The 19,987-nt window shown below is 42.3% G+C and carries 15 protein-coding genes; 6 read left to right on the top strand and 9 right to left on the bottom strand.

Annotation, left to right across the window (positions count from 1 at the left end):
* From QZ574_RS08685 to QZ574_RS08700, 4 genes are all read right to left on the bottom strand, one after another.
* A complete protein-coding gene (locus QZ574_RS08685; RefSeq protein WP_297088876.1) occupies positions 1–3,345 on the bottom strand; it encodes a hypothetical protein in 3,345 nt (1,114 codons plus the stop codon).
* 10 nt (positions 3,346–3,355) lie between these two features.
* On the bottom strand, positions 3,356–4,249 hold the full coding sequence (locus QZ574_RS08690) for an ABC transporter ATP-binding protein (protein WP_297088878.1): 894 nt from the start codon (positions 4,247–4,249) through the stop codon (positions 3,356–3,358).
* 332 nt (positions 4,250–4,581) lie between these two features.
* Entirely contained in the window at positions 4,582–5,163 is a 582-nt protein-coding gene (locus QZ574_RS08695; RefSeq protein WP_297088880.1) for a hypothetical protein, read from the bottom strand.
* 194 nt (positions 5,164–5,357) lie between these two features.
* Positions 5,358–5,942, bottom strand: a complete 585-nt coding sequence (locus QZ574_RS08700) for a hypothetical protein (protein ID WP_297088882.1) — start codon at positions 5,940–5,942, stop codon at positions 5,358–5,360.
* A gap of 262 nt (positions 5,943–6,204) precedes the next feature.
* On the opposite strand from QZ574_RS08700, the gene QZ574_RS08705 reads away from it, so the two are divergent.
* Together QZ574_RS08705 and QZ574_RS08710 are read left to right on the top strand one after the other, a co-directional pair.
* Positions 6,205–6,894 (top strand): 2-phosphosulfolactate phosphatase, encoded by a 690-nt coding sequence (locus tag QZ574_RS08705; RefSeq protein WP_297088884.1) that lies wholly within the window; start codon positions 6,205–6,207, stop codon positions 6,892–6,894.
* Positions 6,895–6,942: 48 nt separating this feature from the next.
* On the top strand, positions 6,943–8,112 hold the full coding sequence (locus QZ574_RS08710; protein ID WP_297088886.1) for a PatB family C-S lyase: 1,170 nt from the start codon (positions 6,943–6,945) through the stop codon (positions 8,110–8,112).
* Positions 8,113–8,115: 3 nt separating this feature from the next.
* On the opposite strand, the gene ruvC is transcribed toward QZ574_RS08710, so the two are convergent.
* The 3 genes from ruvC to QZ574_RS08725 form a co-directional block, all read right to left on the bottom strand.
* Positions 8,116–8,667: a crossover junction endodeoxyribonuclease RuvC gene (ruvC, locus tag QZ574_RS08715; protein WP_297088888.1), complete on the bottom strand. Its 552-nt coding sequence runs from the start codon at positions 8,665–8,667 to the stop codon at positions 8,116–8,118.
* A gap of 209 nt (positions 8,668–8,876) precedes the next feature.
* On the bottom strand, positions 8,877–9,758 hold the full coding sequence (locus QZ574_RS08720) for a DMT family transporter (RefSeq protein ID WP_297088890.1): 882 nt from the start codon (positions 9,756–9,758) through the stop codon (positions 8,877–8,879).
* Positions 9,758–11,656 (bottom strand): tetratricopeptide repeat protein, encoded by a 1,899-nt coding sequence (locus QZ574_RS08725; RefSeq protein ID WP_297088892.1) that lies wholly within the window; start codon positions 11,654–11,656, stop codon positions 9,758–9,760. Before QZ574_RS08725 ends, QZ574_RS08720 begins: the two co-directional genes overlap by 1 nt.
* 122 nt (positions 11,657–11,778) lie before the next feature.
* Here QZ574_RS08725 and lipA point away from each other — a divergent pair, with 122 nt between their 5' ends.
* Complete coding sequence (gene lipA / locus QZ574_RS08730; RefSeq protein WP_363313893.1) at positions 11,779–12,660, top strand: lipoyl synthase; 882 nt, start codon at positions 11,779–11,781, stop codon at positions 12,658–12,660.
* Between the two features lie 139 nt (positions 12,661–12,799).
* Positions 12,800–13,468, top strand: coding sequence for a lipoyl(octanoyl) transferase LipB (gene lipB / locus QZ574_RS08735; protein ID WP_297088895.1), 669 nt, complete (start codon positions 12,800–12,802; stop codon positions 13,466–13,468).
* Here the strand turns inward: lipB and QZ574_RS08740 are convergent.
* The gene (locus QZ574_RS08740) at positions 13,465–14,346 is read right to left on the bottom strand and encodes a thymidylate synthase (protein ID WP_297088897.1); all 882 of its coding nucleotides are present in this window, start codon (positions 14,344–14,346) and stop codon (positions 13,465–13,467) included. The two genes, lipB and QZ574_RS08740, sit on opposite strands and share 4 nt — an antisense overlap.
* Positions 14,347–14,567: 221 nt before the next feature.
* Here QZ574_RS08740 and QZ574_RS08745 point away from each other — a divergent pair, with 221 nt between their 5' ends.
* Complete coding sequence (locus tag QZ574_RS08745) at positions 14,568–15,836, top strand: Gfo/Idh/MocA family oxidoreductase (protein ID WP_297088898.1); 1,269 nt, start codon at positions 14,568–14,570, stop codon at positions 15,834–15,836.
* Positions 15,837–15,876: 40 nt separating this feature from the next.
* On the top strand, positions 15,877–19,278 hold the full coding sequence (locus QZ574_RS08750; RefSeq protein ID WP_297088900.1) for a family 16 glycoside hydrolase: 3,402 nt from the start codon (positions 15,877–15,879) through the stop codon (positions 19,276–19,278).
* 464 nt (positions 19,279–19,742) lie between these two features.
* Here the strand turns inward: QZ574_RS08750 and QZ574_RS08755 are convergent, their stop codons facing one another.
* Complete coding sequence (locus tag QZ574_RS08755; RefSeq protein WP_297088902.1) at positions 19,743–19,985, bottom strand: YkoF family thiamine/hydroxymethylpyrimidine-binding protein; 243 nt, start codon at positions 19,983–19,985, stop codon at positions 19,743–19,745.
* Between the last annotated feature and the right edge of the window lie 2 nt (positions 19,986–19,987).

Consider the following 19,987-nt stretch of genomic DNA (forward strand, 5'->3'; position numbering starts at 1 on the left):
TTATAATTCTACAATTTTTACGGCATCGGCAAATATCATGCGCAGCTCGCTTTTATTGGTCAGCTCAATAACTGCTTTTTCCGAAGAGAAATAATACGAGCCCAGGTGGTTCCACCCGGTTTCTGCACTTTGCGATTCAAGAAAAGCTTCTTCCGCTCCATCGTCGCCATGTATGATAAAGTTATAACTTCCTTTTTCTTCCTGTCGGTTACGGCCAAAGCCACGCGATTTGTAGAAGTGATAATACACGTCATAGTAACCTGCTTTTTTAACCGGAACATTCCAACGGGCTACCTGGTCGCCGTTGCCTCCTTTAATGTAATGTGCCGAGCGCACATATTCTCCATAAAATTCGTCGTTGGTTGTAGCTGTCCAGCTAATTGGTGGGCGCCACCAGTTAATGCCCGCATACTTTTGTTTGGTTTCCTCTTCTTTTACAATTAATTTCTCGAGCAGGCTTACCTGTTCGTTTATTGTTATTTCAAATGCAGGGTCCTCGTTATCAACAATCTGCTCGTGTGGCAATTTGGTTTGCACCGGTGTTGCACTAATGCGTTCGCCTTCCCAGGGTTTTGCTTTTAAATCTTCTTCCACATCGCGGAAAAACTCCATAAAAGTCTGCGGAATGTTTTTGGAAGTAAGTGAATTCAGGATAACCATTCGAGGACTGCCATCAAATAAATAGCTCAACTCTTTTGTCTGATGAGCTTCCAGGCTAATTAGCTTGTTTATCATATCTTCCGATCCCATTCCGCGGCCAAAACCACCTCTGCCGCCGCCACCTCCAAGCCTGAAGGTAAGTTTTACCAAACCATCAACGTCAGAGAAATTGGTAATTTTCAACGAAATCATTGTTTTCATGGCATCACCCGATTTTACTTTCACGCCTTTTATTGGCGACACCAGGTAACCGGGTAGGTCTTTTGCCTTAAACCAGCTATTCATCATGGGTTCCAGCTCAATCCCAAACTGTGCTTTAATCTGCTCATCAAAATCTTCAAAAGAAATATTCAGGTATTTATTTTCATCCAAAACCGAACGCAAAAAATCTTCAAATTCATTTTCTCCGGCTTCCAGTTTTATGGTCGAAAACAGCACATCTCCTTTTAGCTTAATTACATCATTAACAATTTCTTTTTGGTCGGGGTCGGCCAGAATTTCTTCAAATGAATAATCCTGTAATGCAATATTTGCCACAATTTCCGGACTTTCGCCATTCATGTTACTCATAAAAACAGAGCGCATATCGGTACTCTGGCTTTTTAAATAAGCCTCAAATACCCGGTTGGTTATAGGCCAGCTGTTGGAGTGAATATTGTTTTGAAAGTTATACAACCACGGAAAAATAAAATATGGATTATCGTATTGTTCCATACTCATTTGTCCACGCGACCATTGACGATCAGTCTCTTTTTCTTCGATAAATTTATTTATAAATTCCCCTATCGTCCTTAGTTCCTTATCCTGATCAGTCATATCCGAGTCGCCTCCGCGGCCTCGTCTTCTTCCTACCCGTTCTTTCTGTTTTTCAAAATCGGCTTCGCGCAACAAAAAGCCTTTTTCCTGAAGAAATACCTGGCCGGGTTGAATCACCTCTTGTACCGAAGTCCACATGCGCTGGTAGGTTTTAAATTGGGCAGGAACCTCGACCAGTGCTACATTATTTGCGTTATATTCCAGGTTGTACACGCGATTAAAGTCTTCAAATCGTTCAGAGAAAATGGCGGCCAGCGTATCTTTTGATTCGGGAAAAACATCATTAAAGTAATCGTGTCCTTCAATATGCCACAATCCAAATTCAAATTCGTTATGTGCCAGGGTTTTTAGCTCGTACTTTCCGATAGCCAACGATAACTGGGTGAGCGGTGTTGCGGGCTCAAAAGTAAATTGCCCGGCTTTGGTTTCGCTAATAGCCCCCTGAGAAACAGGCTGCAATCCGGGCATGGTATTAACAGTTAATTTGTAATGAACAAACTGCGGCTTATACCAGCTAACATCTTCGTTGCTATAGGTTACACCCGTTTTGGGATACCAGTTGGCCTCACGTGTTAGCAAAACATAATCGGGACGAACAAATGCATAGCGTTTATCAACATTCAATACAAACTTTCCGTATTTCTCCAGGCGTATTTCCTCCTCAATATCAAGATAACAATATGCCTCGTCGATTGTGCCGGCATAAGTAAATGCTACTTTTGCGGTATCTTTTGGCTGCAAATTAACCTGGTTCGAAACAATTATTAAATGATTTTTTCGCTCGAAAGTAACTGCTTTTCCATTCAATTTCAGCTCGTTAAGCTGTAATCCTGCATTTAAACTAAAAATAAGTTTATCAAGAGCCTGGTTTTGGTTATTTACAATAGTTAATTCCGAATTTACCTCGAGCAAATTACCATTATGATTTAAAACAATATGATTTGCACTAACATCGGCTATGGGTTGTTTAACGTAAGTGTTGTTAAGCTCGATGATTTCCTTACGCAACGCCTCGGTTTGTTTAAACCCGTTTATATGGTCGAAGGCGAGATATCCGGCTCCGCCAATAAAAATAACACTAAAAAACAACGACACATAAGTCATTGGTACCGACTGCGGCAAACGTTTTAGCAGAAAAATGGTAAGAAAAATAAAACCCGATCCCAGGCCAAAATAGATTCCCCGGTGGATTAATATCACTTTAAGATTGCCAAAACCAACAATATCGCTGCTTAGCATCGGAATATTAAAGGCCATGTAATCGAAAATATAATAGTACTTAGCCTGCAACAGAAACAACGTGATGCCGATGTACCCCAACACCAGAACAAATGTAATGGCCTGATTGCGTATTACGCTCATCAGCAAAAACGACAACCCCATAATAAAAACAAGTGTTGGTATACTTATTAACACCAGATAAACGGCATACGAAATCCAATCGATTGCGGTGCCCTTTGCCAATGAATTAAAAACAAGCGCCAGAATAACTACGGCAACATTCAGAATCATAAAAACCTGCATGTTACCGAGTGTTTTGCCAATAACATATTCGCCATTTGTCATCGAGCGCATATAAATTACCTCTGTGGTATCCAGCTTTTTATCGCGTTTTAAAAAGTCGGAAGCCAAAAAAACAGCAATAACGGCCTGCGCAACGTTTAAAATAAGCAGGTTGAAATAAGGTATTGCACTTGGAATGGCTCGGATAGCCCAGCCTTCGTCGCCACCACCTTCTATTACAAGTCCGAAGTTCATGCCAAACAGAACGAACAACGACAGCACACTAAAAATGCGAAAGAACCAGCTACGAAACAGTGTTTTCCGTTCGTATTTTGCTATTGAGAATATATTATGTAACGAAATCATTTTTTTCGATTTATGCGTTTGACCACTGGTTTAGTTTATTTTCCATAAAGTGTACGTAGGCATGTTCAAGATTGGGTTCTATTTGCCTGGCCTGGTAGCCGTTAATTTCGTTGGCAACTACCTGTACCTCCCAACCTCCGTCAATCGGGATGGTAGAAATAACGGGGAATTTTTCATTAATCTCAAGGTATTCCCTTTCGGTGGCTTCTATTAACCAAACGTGGCCTTTGGCTTCGCTAACCAATTGCTCGGGCGAGCCCGAAAAAGCCAGTTTCCCTTTGTTAAGCAAGGCCATATTGTCGCAGGTACTTGAAATATCGCCAACAATATGGGTCGACAGGATAATAATTACATCGCGGGTACTTATGGTTGAAAGCAGGTTTCGAAAACGGATACGTTCTTCAGGATCGAGGCCGGTAGTTGGTTCATCAACAATTATAATCTGAGGATCATTTATCAAAGCCTGGGCAATACCTAAACGGCGCTTCATCCCTCCGGACAACTTATTGGCATTTCTATCGCGCGCCTCAAACAATCCTACTTCCTCCAGCATCTGATCAACGGCATTGCGTCGTACAGCACTGTTTTTCATTCCCGACAAACGAGCGGTATAATCTAAAAACTCCGAGGTTTTTAATTTTGAAAAAAAACTAAAATCCTGCGGCAAATACCCCAGCATAGAGCGAATTTGGCGCCGATTTTTAGACAACTCGTAATCGTTATAATATACTTTCCCGCTGCTTGGCTTCATTAGTGTTACCAATATTCGCATGAGGGTAGATTTTCCGGCACCGTTGGGTCCCAGCAGCCCAAACATACCGTTTGGAATTTCAAGGTTTAAATTATTAACAGCATAGCTGCCTCCCTTGTAAATTTTGTTTAGATTTTCGATTTTAATATGCACAACGCAATAAAATTTTTTGAGAACAATGCTTTGGACTTTCGAAGCTTGAAATCGTTTAATATAGTAGGCTTACTTTTATGCTTAAAATTACAGCCATTTCTTTAAACAAACACATTAAAAGTTTATAATTAGATAAACCAGGCCCTTTTTACGACCAACACCACTAGCGGTTCTTTAAAAAACTACAACTGCGAAAACCGTAAATTAAAAAGTTAAAAACATAAAAAAAGGCCTTGCCGCAGCAAAGCCTCTTTCTTAAAATATTTTTTGTTTTCTCTGTTTTTGTTTGCACACTTAATTGTTTTGAAGAAAAAAGTAGCACCTGACAATTACTATAGCTGAGCTCTAAATTTATGATCTTTTATATTGTCGGTTAACACAACTTCGTAGGTACCTCTTGTTAATTTGCTAAAATCCAGTGCCTGATGTATGGTTAAATCGCGGCCCAGATTCATACCTTTAACATGCCTGCCATTTCGGTATACATTTAAATAAACCGGTTTTAGCGATTGGTTTAAAAACGACACGTTCAATCGTTTTTCTTTAACACAAAAATAGGGTTCGAAACACCGTGTGGTTTCATCCACAACAACCTTTTTATCTTTCACACAAATTTTACGACTCACACTCTGGTTGCCATAATTAATGCAAACACAAAAATTGCCGTCTCCCAATTTCGTCAGATCAAGTTCTTTTTTAAACTCTTTACAATGTTCGGTTTCTTTGTAATAAAGTATCTCCCCATTGGCATTGGTAATACTAACCAGCAAAGGAGCCTCAGTTGATGCCGTATAGGCAACCACAGCCGTGTTTTCTTCAACCTGTTCAACATTCATTTTTGGTAAATCGGTGGCATTTGCCATTGCTGCAATGCAAAATACCAGGGTTAAAACAACCCATGTTTTTGTTTTCATGACTTTTTATTTAATTGTTTTCTAATTAATTGACATGAAAATGGGTGCTTTCGTTACACTTTCAAGGTGGTTTATCGACGAAGAGATGAATACAGTAGACAAACAGAAAAAAAACAGCAATAAACAGCAAGGCATAAAAAAAGGCCATCAGAATAATTTCTGACAGCCTTCCTAAACCAATAACATTTTCTAACCTATTTCTCTAAACTAAACGTAAAATCATTATTTAGCGAACTCAAAACTACTTCGTATTTACCCGACTTTAAGGCTGAAAGATCGTAACCCGAGGCTACATTAAAATCTTTGCCCAAGCCCGACTGGTATACCAAACCATAGTCATCATAGATGTTTAAGGTCAGGCTTTCCTGATCGAAATTCAGGTAGCTAAGTTTCAATACATTATCGGCAAAGGCAAAATACGGATCGATTCTTAATTTTGATTCGCCAACAAAAATTCCTTTCGAAGCCACTTCAAAATCTTTTAACAAACGCGTGTCGTTTACTCGAAGATCCATGGTGTACTTACCGTTCTCCAGGTTTTTAAAATCAAAAACCTTCTGATAAGTATTTAGCGGCTTTGTTGTCTGCTTGTAGTAAACCAATTCTCCGGTTTCAGCAAGAATGCTTAACTCAAACAATGCTGCTGCATCGTTTTGAATTGATACCACTGCCCGGTCGGCTGTTAATGGCACTACATTCATTTTTGGTTTCTCCACGGCTGTTGCAATTGCTACAATTGCTACTGCCATAACTGTTGATAATAATTTAATTGTTTTCATAACCATTCAATTTTTAAGTTTAACAATGAATGACAGTACAAACATACATGTTCTACAACATATATGCTATAAAACATATTAAAAAAATTAATCAATTGCATTTTTCTTAACATTAGAATTAATATTGGAATCGGAATATAGAGCTCTTCCCTTTATTAAAGGGCTTTTTGTAAAAAGGACGCACTTTTATTACAATTATCATGCCATTCTATTTAGAATCATGTTAAATAATTTTTAGTATATTTTCAACAAAATGTAAACAATGCAGATAAAAATACTACAACTCACTGAAGGAGCGAAAGTTGCAAAAGGAACCACAGTTATTATTGATGTACTTCGAGCTTTTACCACAGCCTGCCACGCCATAAACCAGGGCATTGAAACCATTATTCCGGTAGGCGATATTAACATGGCCTACCAGTTAAAGAAACAGCATCCCAATTATTTACTTGTTGGCGAACGCCACGAACGAAAACCGGAGGGCTTTGATTTTGGAAATTCTCCAACTCATATTAACACGGCAAAAATTAGTGCTAAAACAATGATTCATACAACAAGCTCGGGAACGCAAGGTATAAGCAACGCCACACAAGCCAGTGAAATTCTGACAGGCAGTTTTGTGAACGCCGGTGCTATTGTACAATACATTCAAAAAACACGGCCCAGCGAAGTTTCGTTGGTTTGCATGGGCTTTGCCTGCCAGTACCCCACCAACGAAGATACGTTTTGTGCCGAATACATAAAAAATGAACTGGAGGGAAAACCAAACGATTTCCATGCCATGGTAAAACGAATAAAAGAAACCGATGGTGCTCGGTTTTTCGATCCGGCCAACCAGAGCTGGTCGCCCGAAAGCGATTTCCATTTGTGTATGGATGTAAACCGTTTTGATTTTGTGCTTAAAGTTGACAAGATTGGCAATTTCAATTATCTTCGGCAACTGAAAATTTAACCGGTTTTATTCATTCTTTATAAGGAATAAGATACAAGCCTTGCAACAATGAAACAATACAATTTTGACGAAATTATTGAACGCCATGAAACCAACTGTTTAAAATACGATGCCCTTGATCGTTTTTTTAAAACCAATGATGCTCTCCCGCTTTGGGTGGCAGACATGGATTTTAAAACGCCCGATTTTATTATTGACGCTATTAAAAAACGTATTGATCATGAAATTCTTGGCTACACTTTTCGATCAGATTCGTACTACCAGTCAGTAATTGGCTGGATGAGCAGACGACACAACTGGGAAATTAAAAAAGAATGGATTTCGTTTAGCCCGGGTGTAGTTGCAGGATTAACCTATGCCATTGAAACATTCTCGAACCCTGGCGATGGCGTTATTGTACAACCACCGGTGTATTTCCCGTTTTTTGATAGTGTAAAAGGCACTAACAGAAAGCTAATTCAGAATCCACTAAAGATTGAAGCCGGTCGTTACACCTTTGATTTTGACGACCTGAAAGCAAAAATCGACAAAAACACAAAGCTGTTGCTGCTTTGCAACCCGCAGAATCCGGGCGGCATGGTGTGGACAAAAGAAGAGCTGATTCAACTTACCAACATTTGCCTGGAAAACAATATCATGATTATTTCTGATGAAATTCATTCGGACTTAATATATAACGATCATAAACACATTCCACTTGCCAGCATTTCGGAAGAGGTGGCCCAAAACTGTATGGTTTGTATGGCACCAAGTAAAACCTTTAATGTTGCAGGCCTATCGTCATCGTTGGCTATCATTCCAAACAAAAGAAAACTGGCAGCTTACGAACGAACTATTGGTGTAGGCCATTTAGGCATGGGAAACATTTTTGGCTCTGTTGCTCTGGAAGCTGCCTATACCCATGGCGATGAATGGCTGAAACAACTTCTTGCTTACCTCTGGGACAATTATCAGTTACTTGAGGATTTTATGACAGAAAAGCTGCCACGTGTTAAAGTAATGAAACCGGAGGCCACTTACCTCATCTGGCTTGATTTTTCGGATTACGGCATGAAAAACGAAGCGCTATCGAAATTTGCTACCGAAAAAGCAAAAGTGGCATTAAACGATGGTGGACGTTTTGGCATTGGTGGCGACGGCTGGTTACGAATAAACATTGGCTGCCCCCGTAGCGTATTGCAGGAAGCTCTTGAGCGCCTTGAAAAAGCTTTTGGGTAAGGATTATTTTATTTTACCCGGATTCTTTTTTACAAAGTCGCCCCAGTTTTTATACTCTTTCGATTTTTGCGGCTTGTTCATTTGTATAAAATGACAAATGGCTACGGCTACGGCATCGGTTTCGTCGAGTACTTTGTCCATATCCTTTAAATTATAAACTTTTTGCAGAAAATAGGCAACCTGCTCTTTCGAGGCTCGCCCCATTCCGGTAATGGCTTGTTTTACCAGCAAAGGTGCATATTCGTGAATGGGCACATCAAACATCAGCGCAGCAGCCATTAGCACGCCCTGCCCACGCCCCAGTTTTAACATCGACTGCACATTTTTTCCGTAAAACGGGGCTTCAATGGCCATTACATCGGGACGGTATTCTTTTACAAGGTGTAACGCCCGTTCGTGCAGGTACTTTAAACGCATGTAATGATCGGAATATCTTTTGGGTGTAATGTTTCCCATGTGCAGAATTACGGGTTTGTTTTCCCGAATTTCAACTAGGCCATAACCGGTTACTGTGGTTCCGGGGTCGATACCCAATATGCGAAGTGGCTTATCCATCCGATGAAAATAGTAATTTGTTGTTAACCTGCCGCCAAAAGTACTGATATTGTGTAATTACTACGGAACTGTCTTGTAGCAATGAATTATTAATTCAAAAAAAACACCAAGTCACGAAGCATACAAAGGAAACCTGCCATTTTCTTTTCTGAACCTGGAGTCTTTGTGCTCTTGGTGGTAAAATTGCTGAATAAAAAGGATGGAATCAATTATCGTTTTCTTCGGTCGAGCTGCTGAACCAGCACCCCCGAAATAATAAAAATCAGGCCAATGAATGTCGTAAAATAGATGGTTTCTTTTAAAATCAGGTGAATAAACACCAGCGACAAAAAAGGTGCAAAAAACACCAGGTTGCCAATTTTTGCATTGCTGCTGGTTAGGCTCATGGCTTTTAGCCATAACACATAAGTAATTCCCACCTCAAAAACGCCGGAGTAAACCATAGCAGCCAAACCTTGCCCCCACTGCACTTTAAACGACGAAAACAGCGCCACCACCGGAACCAGCAAAAGGGTGCCAATGGCAAAATTCAGGAAAAGTTTTACAACCTGGTCGCGGGTGTCTTTTACATTAAATATCCAGTACAACGACCATAGTATTGAGCTTGCAACCGCCAGTACCACGCCCAGAGGATTTGTTTTACCAAAACCATCGAAACCACCCTGCGACGATATAAAAAATACGCCAACAAAGCTGACAATGAGCGCTACAAAGCTAATCCAGCCTATTTTTTGTTTGAGCAAGGGCACCGATAAAAGCGCCAGTGTTATGGGCCAAATCATATTCAGGGGTTGCGCCACCTGCGCCGGAAGCAATGAATAAGCTTTAAACAAAACCAGGTAATAAAGCAGTGGATTAAAAGCCCCCATTAACAGCGAATACAACCATTCGCGACGCGATTGCTTAAAAATTAATTGCGTTTTTCCTTGCGCCAGCAGAACAACAAACAACAGCAACACACTTACTGCTGAAACATAAAATATTAACTGAATAAAATCGTACTCGCGCAGGGCCAGCTTAAACGATGTAGCCACAGTTGACCAGAACAACACGGCTAATCCGGCGTATAAATATGCTTTTTTACCAGCCACTAAAACTCCGAATTATCAATAGCCCGTTCAAACAAACTTTCTTTCCCTTCCATGAAAAGTTCTTCTTTATCAGGATAAACCTTCCTTAACTCACGGTATCTCTCACGCGATTCTTCGGTAAACACACTTCCCGGATGATTGCTTAGCATTTGTTTATACAGCTCCTTGGCTTTTTCCTGCTGCGCCAGCGTTGTATTGTACAGTTCAGCCAGCATAAACAGTGCATCGTCGCCCAGCAAATCGTAGCTAAAATCGGTTACAATGGTGTTCAGGTATTCTGCTGCCAACGTGTAATTTTGTTGTTCTGCCTCTATTTTGGCTTTTCTGAACAGAATGTCATCTACCAGGGTATGATACGGGTATTGATCGGCAATAGAGTCCAGGACCAGCATAGCCTCGTCGGGCCGATTCTGAAAAAACAACAAATCGGCTTTGGCAAACATGGTTAATGGAACAGCAGTGGTATCCAGATTCAGGTTATTACCAATCAGCATCGATAATTCCATGGCATCGTTGGCCGTTAATTTTGATGTGCTGGCTTTTAACACATCCAACTGTGCTTTTGCCCAGCTAAAATTTCCCATGTAATAACCCAGTCTGGCTTTTTTTAGTTTGGCCTCGTCGCCCAGCGTATTCTTTTTGTTGGCCTCAATTACCTGCGAATAAATCAGCATAGCTTCCCACGGGTCGTTGGCATATACATAAATATCTGCCATTTCAGTTTTTAGCTGGCCCAGCTCTTCAGGTTTAAGCTGTGGAATTTTCTCACCTTTCTCCAATTCCACAATTGCTTTTTCAGCATCGTTAAGGTAAAAGGCCAGTAAATGTGCATACTCGCGCACCAGGTTTAAGGTAGCCGGACCAATGCCGAGGTACAGTAATCCGTTTTCAAAATCGGTAGCCAAAGCTTGTCCCTGCTCCAAATTACCCTTTCCCTCATCAGTGTATTCCAGGTACTTTGCATGAATATTGCGGGAAAAAGCCTGCGGGAAAAACGGCGTTTGCTCACCTTTATCCATCAAATAGGTGTACGCTTTCTGAGCCTGTTCATAGTCCTTGTTTCGCAATGCCAGGTCGCCCAACTGGGCAATTTGCATATCTTCACCACCGGTTCGTTTATCCAGCGCAATCGACTGGCGCAAAGCACTCGAAAATTTCTTTTCCTGCAGAAAAAACCAAATCAGCAAACGGTTGTAGCCAATAACCCCGGGTTCGCTCTGAATACGTTTGAGCACCTGCCCCCGAAACTGATTTCGCAGTCCATTATCGATATCAAGGCGCATGGCCGACGACAAACTGCTCTGCACCCGCGACAGGTGTTTTTCACTTTCGCGCAAGAGATTTAGGTATTCTTCCATCATATTGTCGTAATCGCGCAGGTACAGGTACGATCGGGCCAGTTCGTAATTAAACGCTTCGCCTTCCAGCGTTTGACGCCCCTTCAGGTAGGTATCTTTAGCCAAACCATAATCGCCCCAGGCCAAAAAAGTATTTGCCGTTGTTAGAAACGAGCCTTTGCTGGCCGGAATTTTATCAATAGCCTGCCGAAATAACGCTTCGGCTTCTTCACTTCGATTTTGGCTTTTGTAGATTTGCCCCAAATGCACATAATATTCGGGGCGTACTGTTTTTTGCTTCTTAATTTCTCGTTGAATATCCTGCTCTGCCTCATCAAAACGTTTAAGGTTTACCAAACAGTTAATATAGTAACGGTAATAGGTGCTGTTACGGGTTGTTTTATACACCTCGCTTAATAAAGGTGCTGCCTTTTCGTAGTCTTTGGCATTGTAATACCTGATGGCCAAACTCGATTTGGTTTGAATTTCTGTACGCTTTTGCTGGGCAAATCCCGTATTCAAACCAATTACCACCACCAACATTGTTAAAATGTACCTCATAGCTATTATTCTGAATTACAAAAATAACACAGTTGTTTAAAGTATAGTTTTTTTGAGAACAATTTTGACACTTAGTAGTTTAATCAACTTTAGTTTGTTTTTAAACTTTTACATTTGCAAAAATTTTAAGTGAGTACATTATGGCACATGAGTTGAATGGCAGAGAGCGCCTGCCAAAGTGGATGAAGATGAAAATGCCTAAGGGAGAAAGTTACTCGAAGGTTAAAAACCTGGTGAATAAGCACGGCCTGCACACTATTTGCACCAGCGGAAACTGCCCTAATATTGGTGAATGCTGGAACAGGGGAACAGCCACGTTTATGATTTTAGGAAATATCTGTACCCGTAAATGTAAATTCTGTGCTGTACCTAATGGCCGGCCTTTGGCCCCTGATTTGGAAGAGCCCAAAAAACTGGCCGAATCGGTAAAGATTATGGGCGTAAAACATTGTGTGATTACTTCGGTTGACCGCGACGATTTGGAAGACCAGGGTGCCGGAATCTGGGCTGAAACCATTCGCGAAGTAAAACGCGTAAACCCGGAAACAAAAATAGAGGTACTGATTCCCGATTTCAGGGGGAAAATGGAACTGGTACAACAAGTTATTGATGCCGGCCCGGATGTAATCTCGCACAACCTGGAAACCACCGAAGAACGTACACCCTTTATCCGTTTTGCAGCAAAATACCGTCGTAGCCTGGATGTAATTAAATACGTTGCCGACAATTTCGGACGGGCAAAATCGGGCATTATGCTTGGCCTGGGCGAAAACCATGAAGATGTGTTAAAAACGATGGATGACTTGCTGGAAGCCGGCTGCAAAGTGATGACCATTGGCCAATACCTGGCACCAACACCCAAACACATGCCGGTGGTTGAATACATTGAACCGGAGAAATTTGTGGAGTACCGCAACATTGGTATCCGTAAAGGCTTTAAATTTGTTGAAAGCTCGCCATTGGTGCGCAGTTCGTACCGAGCCGAGGAACATGTAAAAGCATAAGCAGGAGCTTTGCCCGCTACCGCAATTACCAGTTTATCAACTTAACAATAAAACAATTTCGCAATAAAAAGAAATGTGTTACAGCTTGAGGTTAAAATCCACAGCTTTCGCAATGTAACAAGTAGTTAATAACAAAAAAATGGCAAATTTCAATTACGTCGATCTGGGAACAAAAGAATACAAAGCGTGCTGGGACTACCAGGAAGAACGCCTGTTGGAACTCACCACACAAAAACGCAGCACGGGCCAACCTACTGCCGACAATCATTTTATTTTAGTTGAACATCCGCACGTTTATACATTGGGCAAAAGCGGCGACGAGGCCAATATGATGGCCAATGCCGATTTCCTGAAAAAAATTGAAGCGACCTATTTTAAAATAAACCGCGGTGGCGATATTACTTACCACGGACCGGGGCAGCTGGTGGGTTACCCTATTATCGACCTGGAGAATTACAAAATTGGTGTGCGCGAGTACATTGAAAAAATGGAGGATGCCATTATTGCAACCGTTGCCGAATATGGACTGGAAGCCGGAAGGAAGGAAGGAGCTACCGGTGTATGGCTGCAAGCCGACCACAAAGTGCGGGCCCGAAAAATATGCGCCATTGGCGTTCGCGTGAGCCGCTACGTTACCATGCACGGTTTTGCCCTTAATGTAAATACCGATATGCGCTACTACAACTACATTAACCCTTGCGGTTTTGCCTCGTCGGCAGTAACATCCATACAACAAGAGCTGGGCAGAGAAATTTCGATGGAGGAAGTAAAAGAAATCGTAAAAAAGAAATTTAACAAAGCTTATTAAGCACCTGTTTCTTTTATACGTTTAACAATTTCGGCTTCTGCCTTAAGATAGGCCTCCCGAATAATCGGGTCGTTAAACTTCATGGTACGCTCTTCAAAAGCCATATCGTTTATGCGTTCAAACAAACGCTCCTTGGCCGTGCGAATATCTTTGCCATAAATATGGTACGAATCGGCCTGCCAGTTCATACGGCCAAGTTTTACTGTTTTTCCTGTTTTCTCAGCAATCCCGGCTGCTATAATATCTTTACTGAACTGAATAAAGCCAAACATATTCAGGAAACCGGCATTCCAGGCATCGTTACTGCGGTAACGGATATTACTATTTAACCAATACACGCCGTCTTCGTCTTCCAGAATACGGTACCACAACGACTGCAAACTTGGCGGATCGTCGCAGGTAAAATCAATATTGGGCATCCAGGTAATCATTTGCGCCTGGCGCGTAAACGGCTGTTCCGCCAATTTATTAATTACATTTTCTATCTGATCAACTTTAAACGCCCCCTGCTCTTTTGATTCTCCTTCAACCAGTTCTTTCCATACGCCATACTTTCGCAACCGGCCATGGTAGGTGTATTCCGGTCTCTTATCATCGGGGTCGTTCATGTTTTTTACCAGGTGATCTTTTAGTCCCTCCAGCTCCAGCACATATTCGCGCAAACTGTCAACACCTCCCGGAAAAGCCATATGTACCATCGGGTCGCTTTCGGGTTCCTGAATGGTTAAATTCATCGTGCAGTCAATACTCAGCGGATCTCCCGGTTTATCGTATTGGGTTTTAAAACGTGTTCCTTTTCCGTACAAATAAATAAGTGCCGTTTCGTAGGCTTCGGCCAAAGATTTTCCTGTTACCGATATAACCGGGATGTTCTTCATTGCAATAAGTTTAGAGTTTCTGATAAACGTACATTTTTAAAGATAGAAAAATGGCAATGATTGCACCTATTCATGAAAAAAAATTAAAGAAATGGTCTGAACAATCCACTTAGTTCTGTATTTTTTTAATAAGTATTTTAGTTCTTGCTAATTTATTTTTAATTCTTTTGTACTTTTAAGTCTTAAATTAACAGCATTTTTTAATCTATAACCAATTAAACATGAATACTAAACTTACTTCAAGGCGACGTTTTTTAAAAGGAGCACTGGCGGCCGGTGCCGGCCTTGTTATTGTGCCGCGTCGCGTATTGGGCGGTAACGGATATCTTGCTCCATCCGATCAGTTAACAAAAGCTATTATTGGCACAGGATCGATGGGCCGGGGCCATATTCCGTACGAGGGCACGCGGGTTGTTGCCATCTGTGATGTGGACAAATTACACCTGGAAAAAGCCCAGAGCCTTATCGATTACCCAGTGAAACAATTTCGCGATTTTAGGGAAGTATGCCAACTGCCCGAAGTTGATATTGTGCACATTGCCACACCTCCACACTGGCACGGTATTATGGCTGTTGAAGCAGCCAAAGCCGGAAAAGACATTTGGTGCGAAAAACCAATGACCCGCACGATAGGCGAAGGCAAAAGGGTAATGGAAGCAGTAAATGCCCATGGCCGCATGTTCAGGTTAAATACCTGGTTTCGGTTTAAAGACCAGTTTTACGGACTGGGTACCGATGTTAAACCCTTAAAAAAAGTGATTGAAAGTGGGATTTTAGGCTGGCCACTAAAAGTTACCGTTAGCGGAATTACCGGCTACAACTGGAAATTTTACTGGCAAGGCAAACACAACCTGGCTCCGCAAGCAGTACCTGAAAACCTTGATTACGATAGGTGGTTGGGTCCTGCGCCTTACAAGCCCTATAATGTTGAACGTGTTCATGCCAATTTCCGTGGCTACTGGGATTACGATGGTGGCGGACTGGGCGACATGGGGCAGCACTACCTCGATCCGGTTCAGTACATGCTGGAAAAAGACCATACCAGCCCCGTAAAAATTGAGGTGGACACCCCGCAACAACATTACGATGCCGTGGGTACCTGGCAACGGGTAACCTACACTTATGCCGATGGTTGCCAGATCATTCTGGATGGCGAGAACCGCGACAAAGATGCCGCCTACATTGAAGGCCCCAACGGCAAAATCTACCAGGGATTCCGCTCAGATATCCCCAACCTGCAAAGCTTTATAAAAACCCTGCCTGAACCTGAACCTCAGATCGGTATTTTCTCTGAATCGGTAAAATCGCGCAAAAAGTTTGCACTGAACGAAACCAATGGCTTCCGCTCCTCAACGCTGGTAAACCTGGGTATAATTGCCGTTCGGCTCGGACGCACCTTACATTTCGACCCCGACAAACTGGAATTTATAGATGACGAAGGGGCAAACCGTTTGATAAATCAACCCATGCGTGCACCGTGGACAATTTAAAGGATAAAGGATTATTGATAAAGGATTAATGACAATTACAATGAAAAAATATATAATTCAAATAACTAGAATTTTACTGTTAGCCTGCCTGAACATGGCCGGAATGGCGCAGGATAACAGAACACTCGACACTAAAATTGCCGATGTGTTGGCACAAATGCCTGCAAAAAATATCACACACCGCGACAAAGCGATGAATGACATCTTTTTGATGGGCAACGAAGGTTTTCAGAAACTGGCAGCGCAACTTGTTCCTTTGGGAACCGGCGACGACACAGCTGTGCGCTTTGCCCTAAACAGTTTTTCGCGTTATGCCAGCGCCTTTGGCAAGTGTAATGAACGAACTTTTGCCGAAGAGAACCTTTTAAAAGCACTGAATTCTGCTAATGATGTGGAAGTGAAAACTTTTCTTCTAAATCAATTAAACCTTGTTGCAGGCGAAAAAACGCTTGAGCAGATAAAAAGTTATTTAACAGAAGAGCAACTGGCCGAACCGGCAGCACAAACTATTTTATCTGCCGAAAATCCGAAAACAGCGGAAGTATTTTTGGCAGCTTTCCCAAAAACAAAAGGAGCAACACAAATGACGATTGTTCGGGCTTTAGGTGAGTTACAATGCCAGCGTGCTGTTCCGCTAATCACTCCTTTAGCAGTAGGAAAAGACGATCTCATGCAAAGAACTGCACTGGCGGCATTGGCAAATATCGGAGCTCCGGATTCATATAAAATCTTGCTAAATGCGGCATCAGATGTAAATTTTAAATACGATGCCACAAATGCTGCCGAAGCATTTCTGACTTACACCAGGCGTTTGGGCGAGCAAGACGAACTTGAATTAATGGAAAAAGCCTGCAAAGCTGTTTTTAAAGCTAATACCGCAAGCAATCAAATGCATATTTATTCAGCCGCGCTTAGTATTTACGCCAAACACCTGGGTTACGAAGCCACTCCATTACTGCTAAAGGCCATTAACTCACCCGATAAGGCATTTCGTTACGCGGTATTAAATATTGCTGAAAACCTGGGTGGCATTGCCGATACGCGAAAATGGATTGCCAAAGCCGAAACTGCCAGTGCTGAAGTAAAAGCAGATATCATTTCGATGTTAGGCCGACGTGGGTGCGAACAGGCAAGCAACTTTGTTTCGAGAAACCTTAATTCGGGCGCTGAAGTTGTTCGAACAGAAGCCATTTCTGCTTTGGCAAAACTACAGGGGAACAAGGCAATTGTAACATTAGCCACACATCTGGCACAAGGGAAAGACATCGAAGCAACAACTAAAGTATTGAACACTCTGCTTGACAAAGAACATTTATACCTGATTGCCGAAAATCTTGACCAATCAACAGGAAAAACAAAAGCCGCTTTCATTGGTCTTATCGGAGCTAAAGCCGGCACGCAATATTTTGAAAAAATTCGGGCCGCCACTGCTTCTTCTGACGCAAATGAAAAAGCGGCTGCTTTTGCCGCACTCCAAAAAGTTTCAACCTACGAAAACACCAACGCACTGTTACAGTTATTGCTCGCTGTTGCTGAACCCTCAGAAATTACTGAAACACAAATGACCTTGATTGCTGCTGTTAACGGAGTTGCCAAAGAACAGGAGCCGGGGGGCAAGATCTTAAGCACATTGGAACAAACCGACAAAAAAGAACGACTTTTCCCAGTTCTACCTGCAATTGGAGGAGAAACATCGCTAAAAACACTCAGCAACTATTTTAACTCATCAAGCGGCGGGCAAAAAAAAGCGGCATTTACCGCTTTAAGCAAGTGGCAGGATTATGCAGCTGCAAAGCCTTTATTCGAAATCTGTAAATCAGGAAATACAACATTCAGTCAGGCAGCATTCGAAAGTTTTGTTCGGATGATAGCCGGGGCTAATCTGCCCGACGACCAGAAACTACTGCAATACCGAAAAATAATGAAATATGCCACCTCTGCCGACAATCAGAACAATGTGATTGCAGCAATCGGACGCTTAAAAACCTTTCTTTCGTTGGTTTACCTCGAGCAATATTTAAACGATGATGCACTGGCAAGCACAACGTCACGTGCAATTATGAATATTGCGATGCCGAACAGCGAAGGAGAAGGTGGTTTTTCGGGCGATATTGTACGGCGCATATTGGAAAAAGCTGAGCAAGCATTAAGTGGTGAAGACAGCGCTTACGATAAAATAAATATACAAAACTACCTGAAAACCATGCCCCGGGGCAAAGGATTTGCCGCAATGTTTAACGGCAAGAATCTGGAAGGCTGGCAGGGAATGATTGCCGGCGGAAATCCTATTGCCATTGCCAAACTCAGCGATGCAGAGCGCGCGAAAGAGCAGGAAGCAGCAAACATTAAAATGCACGAGAACTGGAGTGTTAAAGACGGTATGATTATTTTTAACGGACACGGAGCAAACCTGGTTTCAAAAAAAATATACAAGGATTTTGAACTTATTGTTGACTGGCGAATCAGCAAAAAAGGCGACAGCGGAATTTATTTACGGGGCACGCCACAAGTGCAAATATGGGACACTTCGCGCGTTGAAGTAGGTGCCCAGGTGGGTTCGGGCGGTTTGTACAACAACAATGCAAATAATGTGCGTAATCCGCTGCAGGTGGCCGACAACCCCATTAACGAGTGGAATACTTTCCGCATTACAATGGTGGACGAGCAGGTAACGGTTTATCTGAACGGTGTACTGGTGGTTGACAATGTAAAAATGGACAATTACTGGGACCGCAGCCTCCCTATTTTCAGCGAAGGAACCATTGAGCTGCAGGCGCATGGCAACGAGCTGGCTTTCCGCGATGTGTATGTACGCGAAATTAACAGCAAAGAAATAGGCCTAACCCAGAAAGAGATCGACGAAGGTTTTGTTTCCTTGTTTAACGGGAAAAACCTTGATGGCTGGCAGGGCAATAAAACAGACTACTATGCCCAAAACGGCGAGCTGGTGGTAAATCCTAAAATGGGTGGCCACGGCAACCTGTTTACCGAAAAAGAATACAGCGATTTTGTTTTTCGTTTTGAGTTTAAGCTAACACAGGGCGCCAACAATGGTCTGGGAATTCGCACACCTCTTGAAGGCGATGCCGCTTATGTTGGCATGGAACTCCAAATTCTGGATAACACCGCGCCAATATACGCCAGGTTGAAAGATTACCAATACCACGGATCGGTTTACGGTACAATTGCGGCAAAACGTGGTTTTCAGCAACCGGTTGGCGAATGGAATAAACAAGAAGTGATTGTTAAAGGCACACAAATAAAAGTGACACTAAACGATGAAGTAATCCTTGATGGTGACATTGCCGAAGCCCGCGAAAACGGCACCCGCGATGGGCGCGAACATCCCGGCTTGCAACGTAACAAAGGTTATATCGGGTTTCTGGGCCACGGTTCAGAACTGTTTTTCCGGAATATCAGAATCAAGGATTTGAGCGAATAATCAATTAATTCAACAAAATAAAAATAGCGATAGCTTTTCCCGGTTTCAGGCTGTCGCTATTCTTTTATACAAATAACAATTTACAGCTATACAGGTCTCCTGCAGCCGTGTAATTCCTCAGAAAACATTTTTGCTCCTTTCCTGCAGCGCCGCATCCTGCAAGAAATTCTTTTGGAAGGCTTCCTGCAAACAGCATCTCCGAAAAAACTTTTTTGGGAGGCTTCCTGAAGCTGTGTATCAGGCAGAAAATTTCGTGGCGTGCCTCCCGCAGCACTGCAACATAGCTCCAAACATTGTCAGACCCCTCTTGCAACATTGCATCACGGGTCTATACTTTATGGCTTGCCTGTTGCAAAACTGCGGCAGCGTAAAAATTAGTATGAATTTATATGCCTTGACTTGCAGCACACCCATAAAAAGTTTTGGAGTAGGTAAACCGGGAGTCACCGGCTCAGAAGAAGGAATTATACCGGGCAGCAATTCGAAATCTTTAGGTTAAAAACAGCCGGACTTTGTACAAACACCTGTTCCATTGCCAGCGCTAGCGCCTGCATAATATCGGACAATTCGCCTGTTAATATACTGCTCATTTTGCCGGGCTCAACTTCAATAGTTTTGTTGTTTGCCAAAAGCGACAAAAAAGTATCTACCGGTTTTTCAAAATCGTCACTCAGCGGGTAAAGACTTATTTCAACAGCAACTTGCATGA

It is taken from the genome of uncultured Draconibacterium sp., assembly GCF_913063105.1.
GTDB lineage: Bacteria > Bacteroidota > Bacteroidia > Bacteroidales > Prolixibacteraceae > Draconibacterium.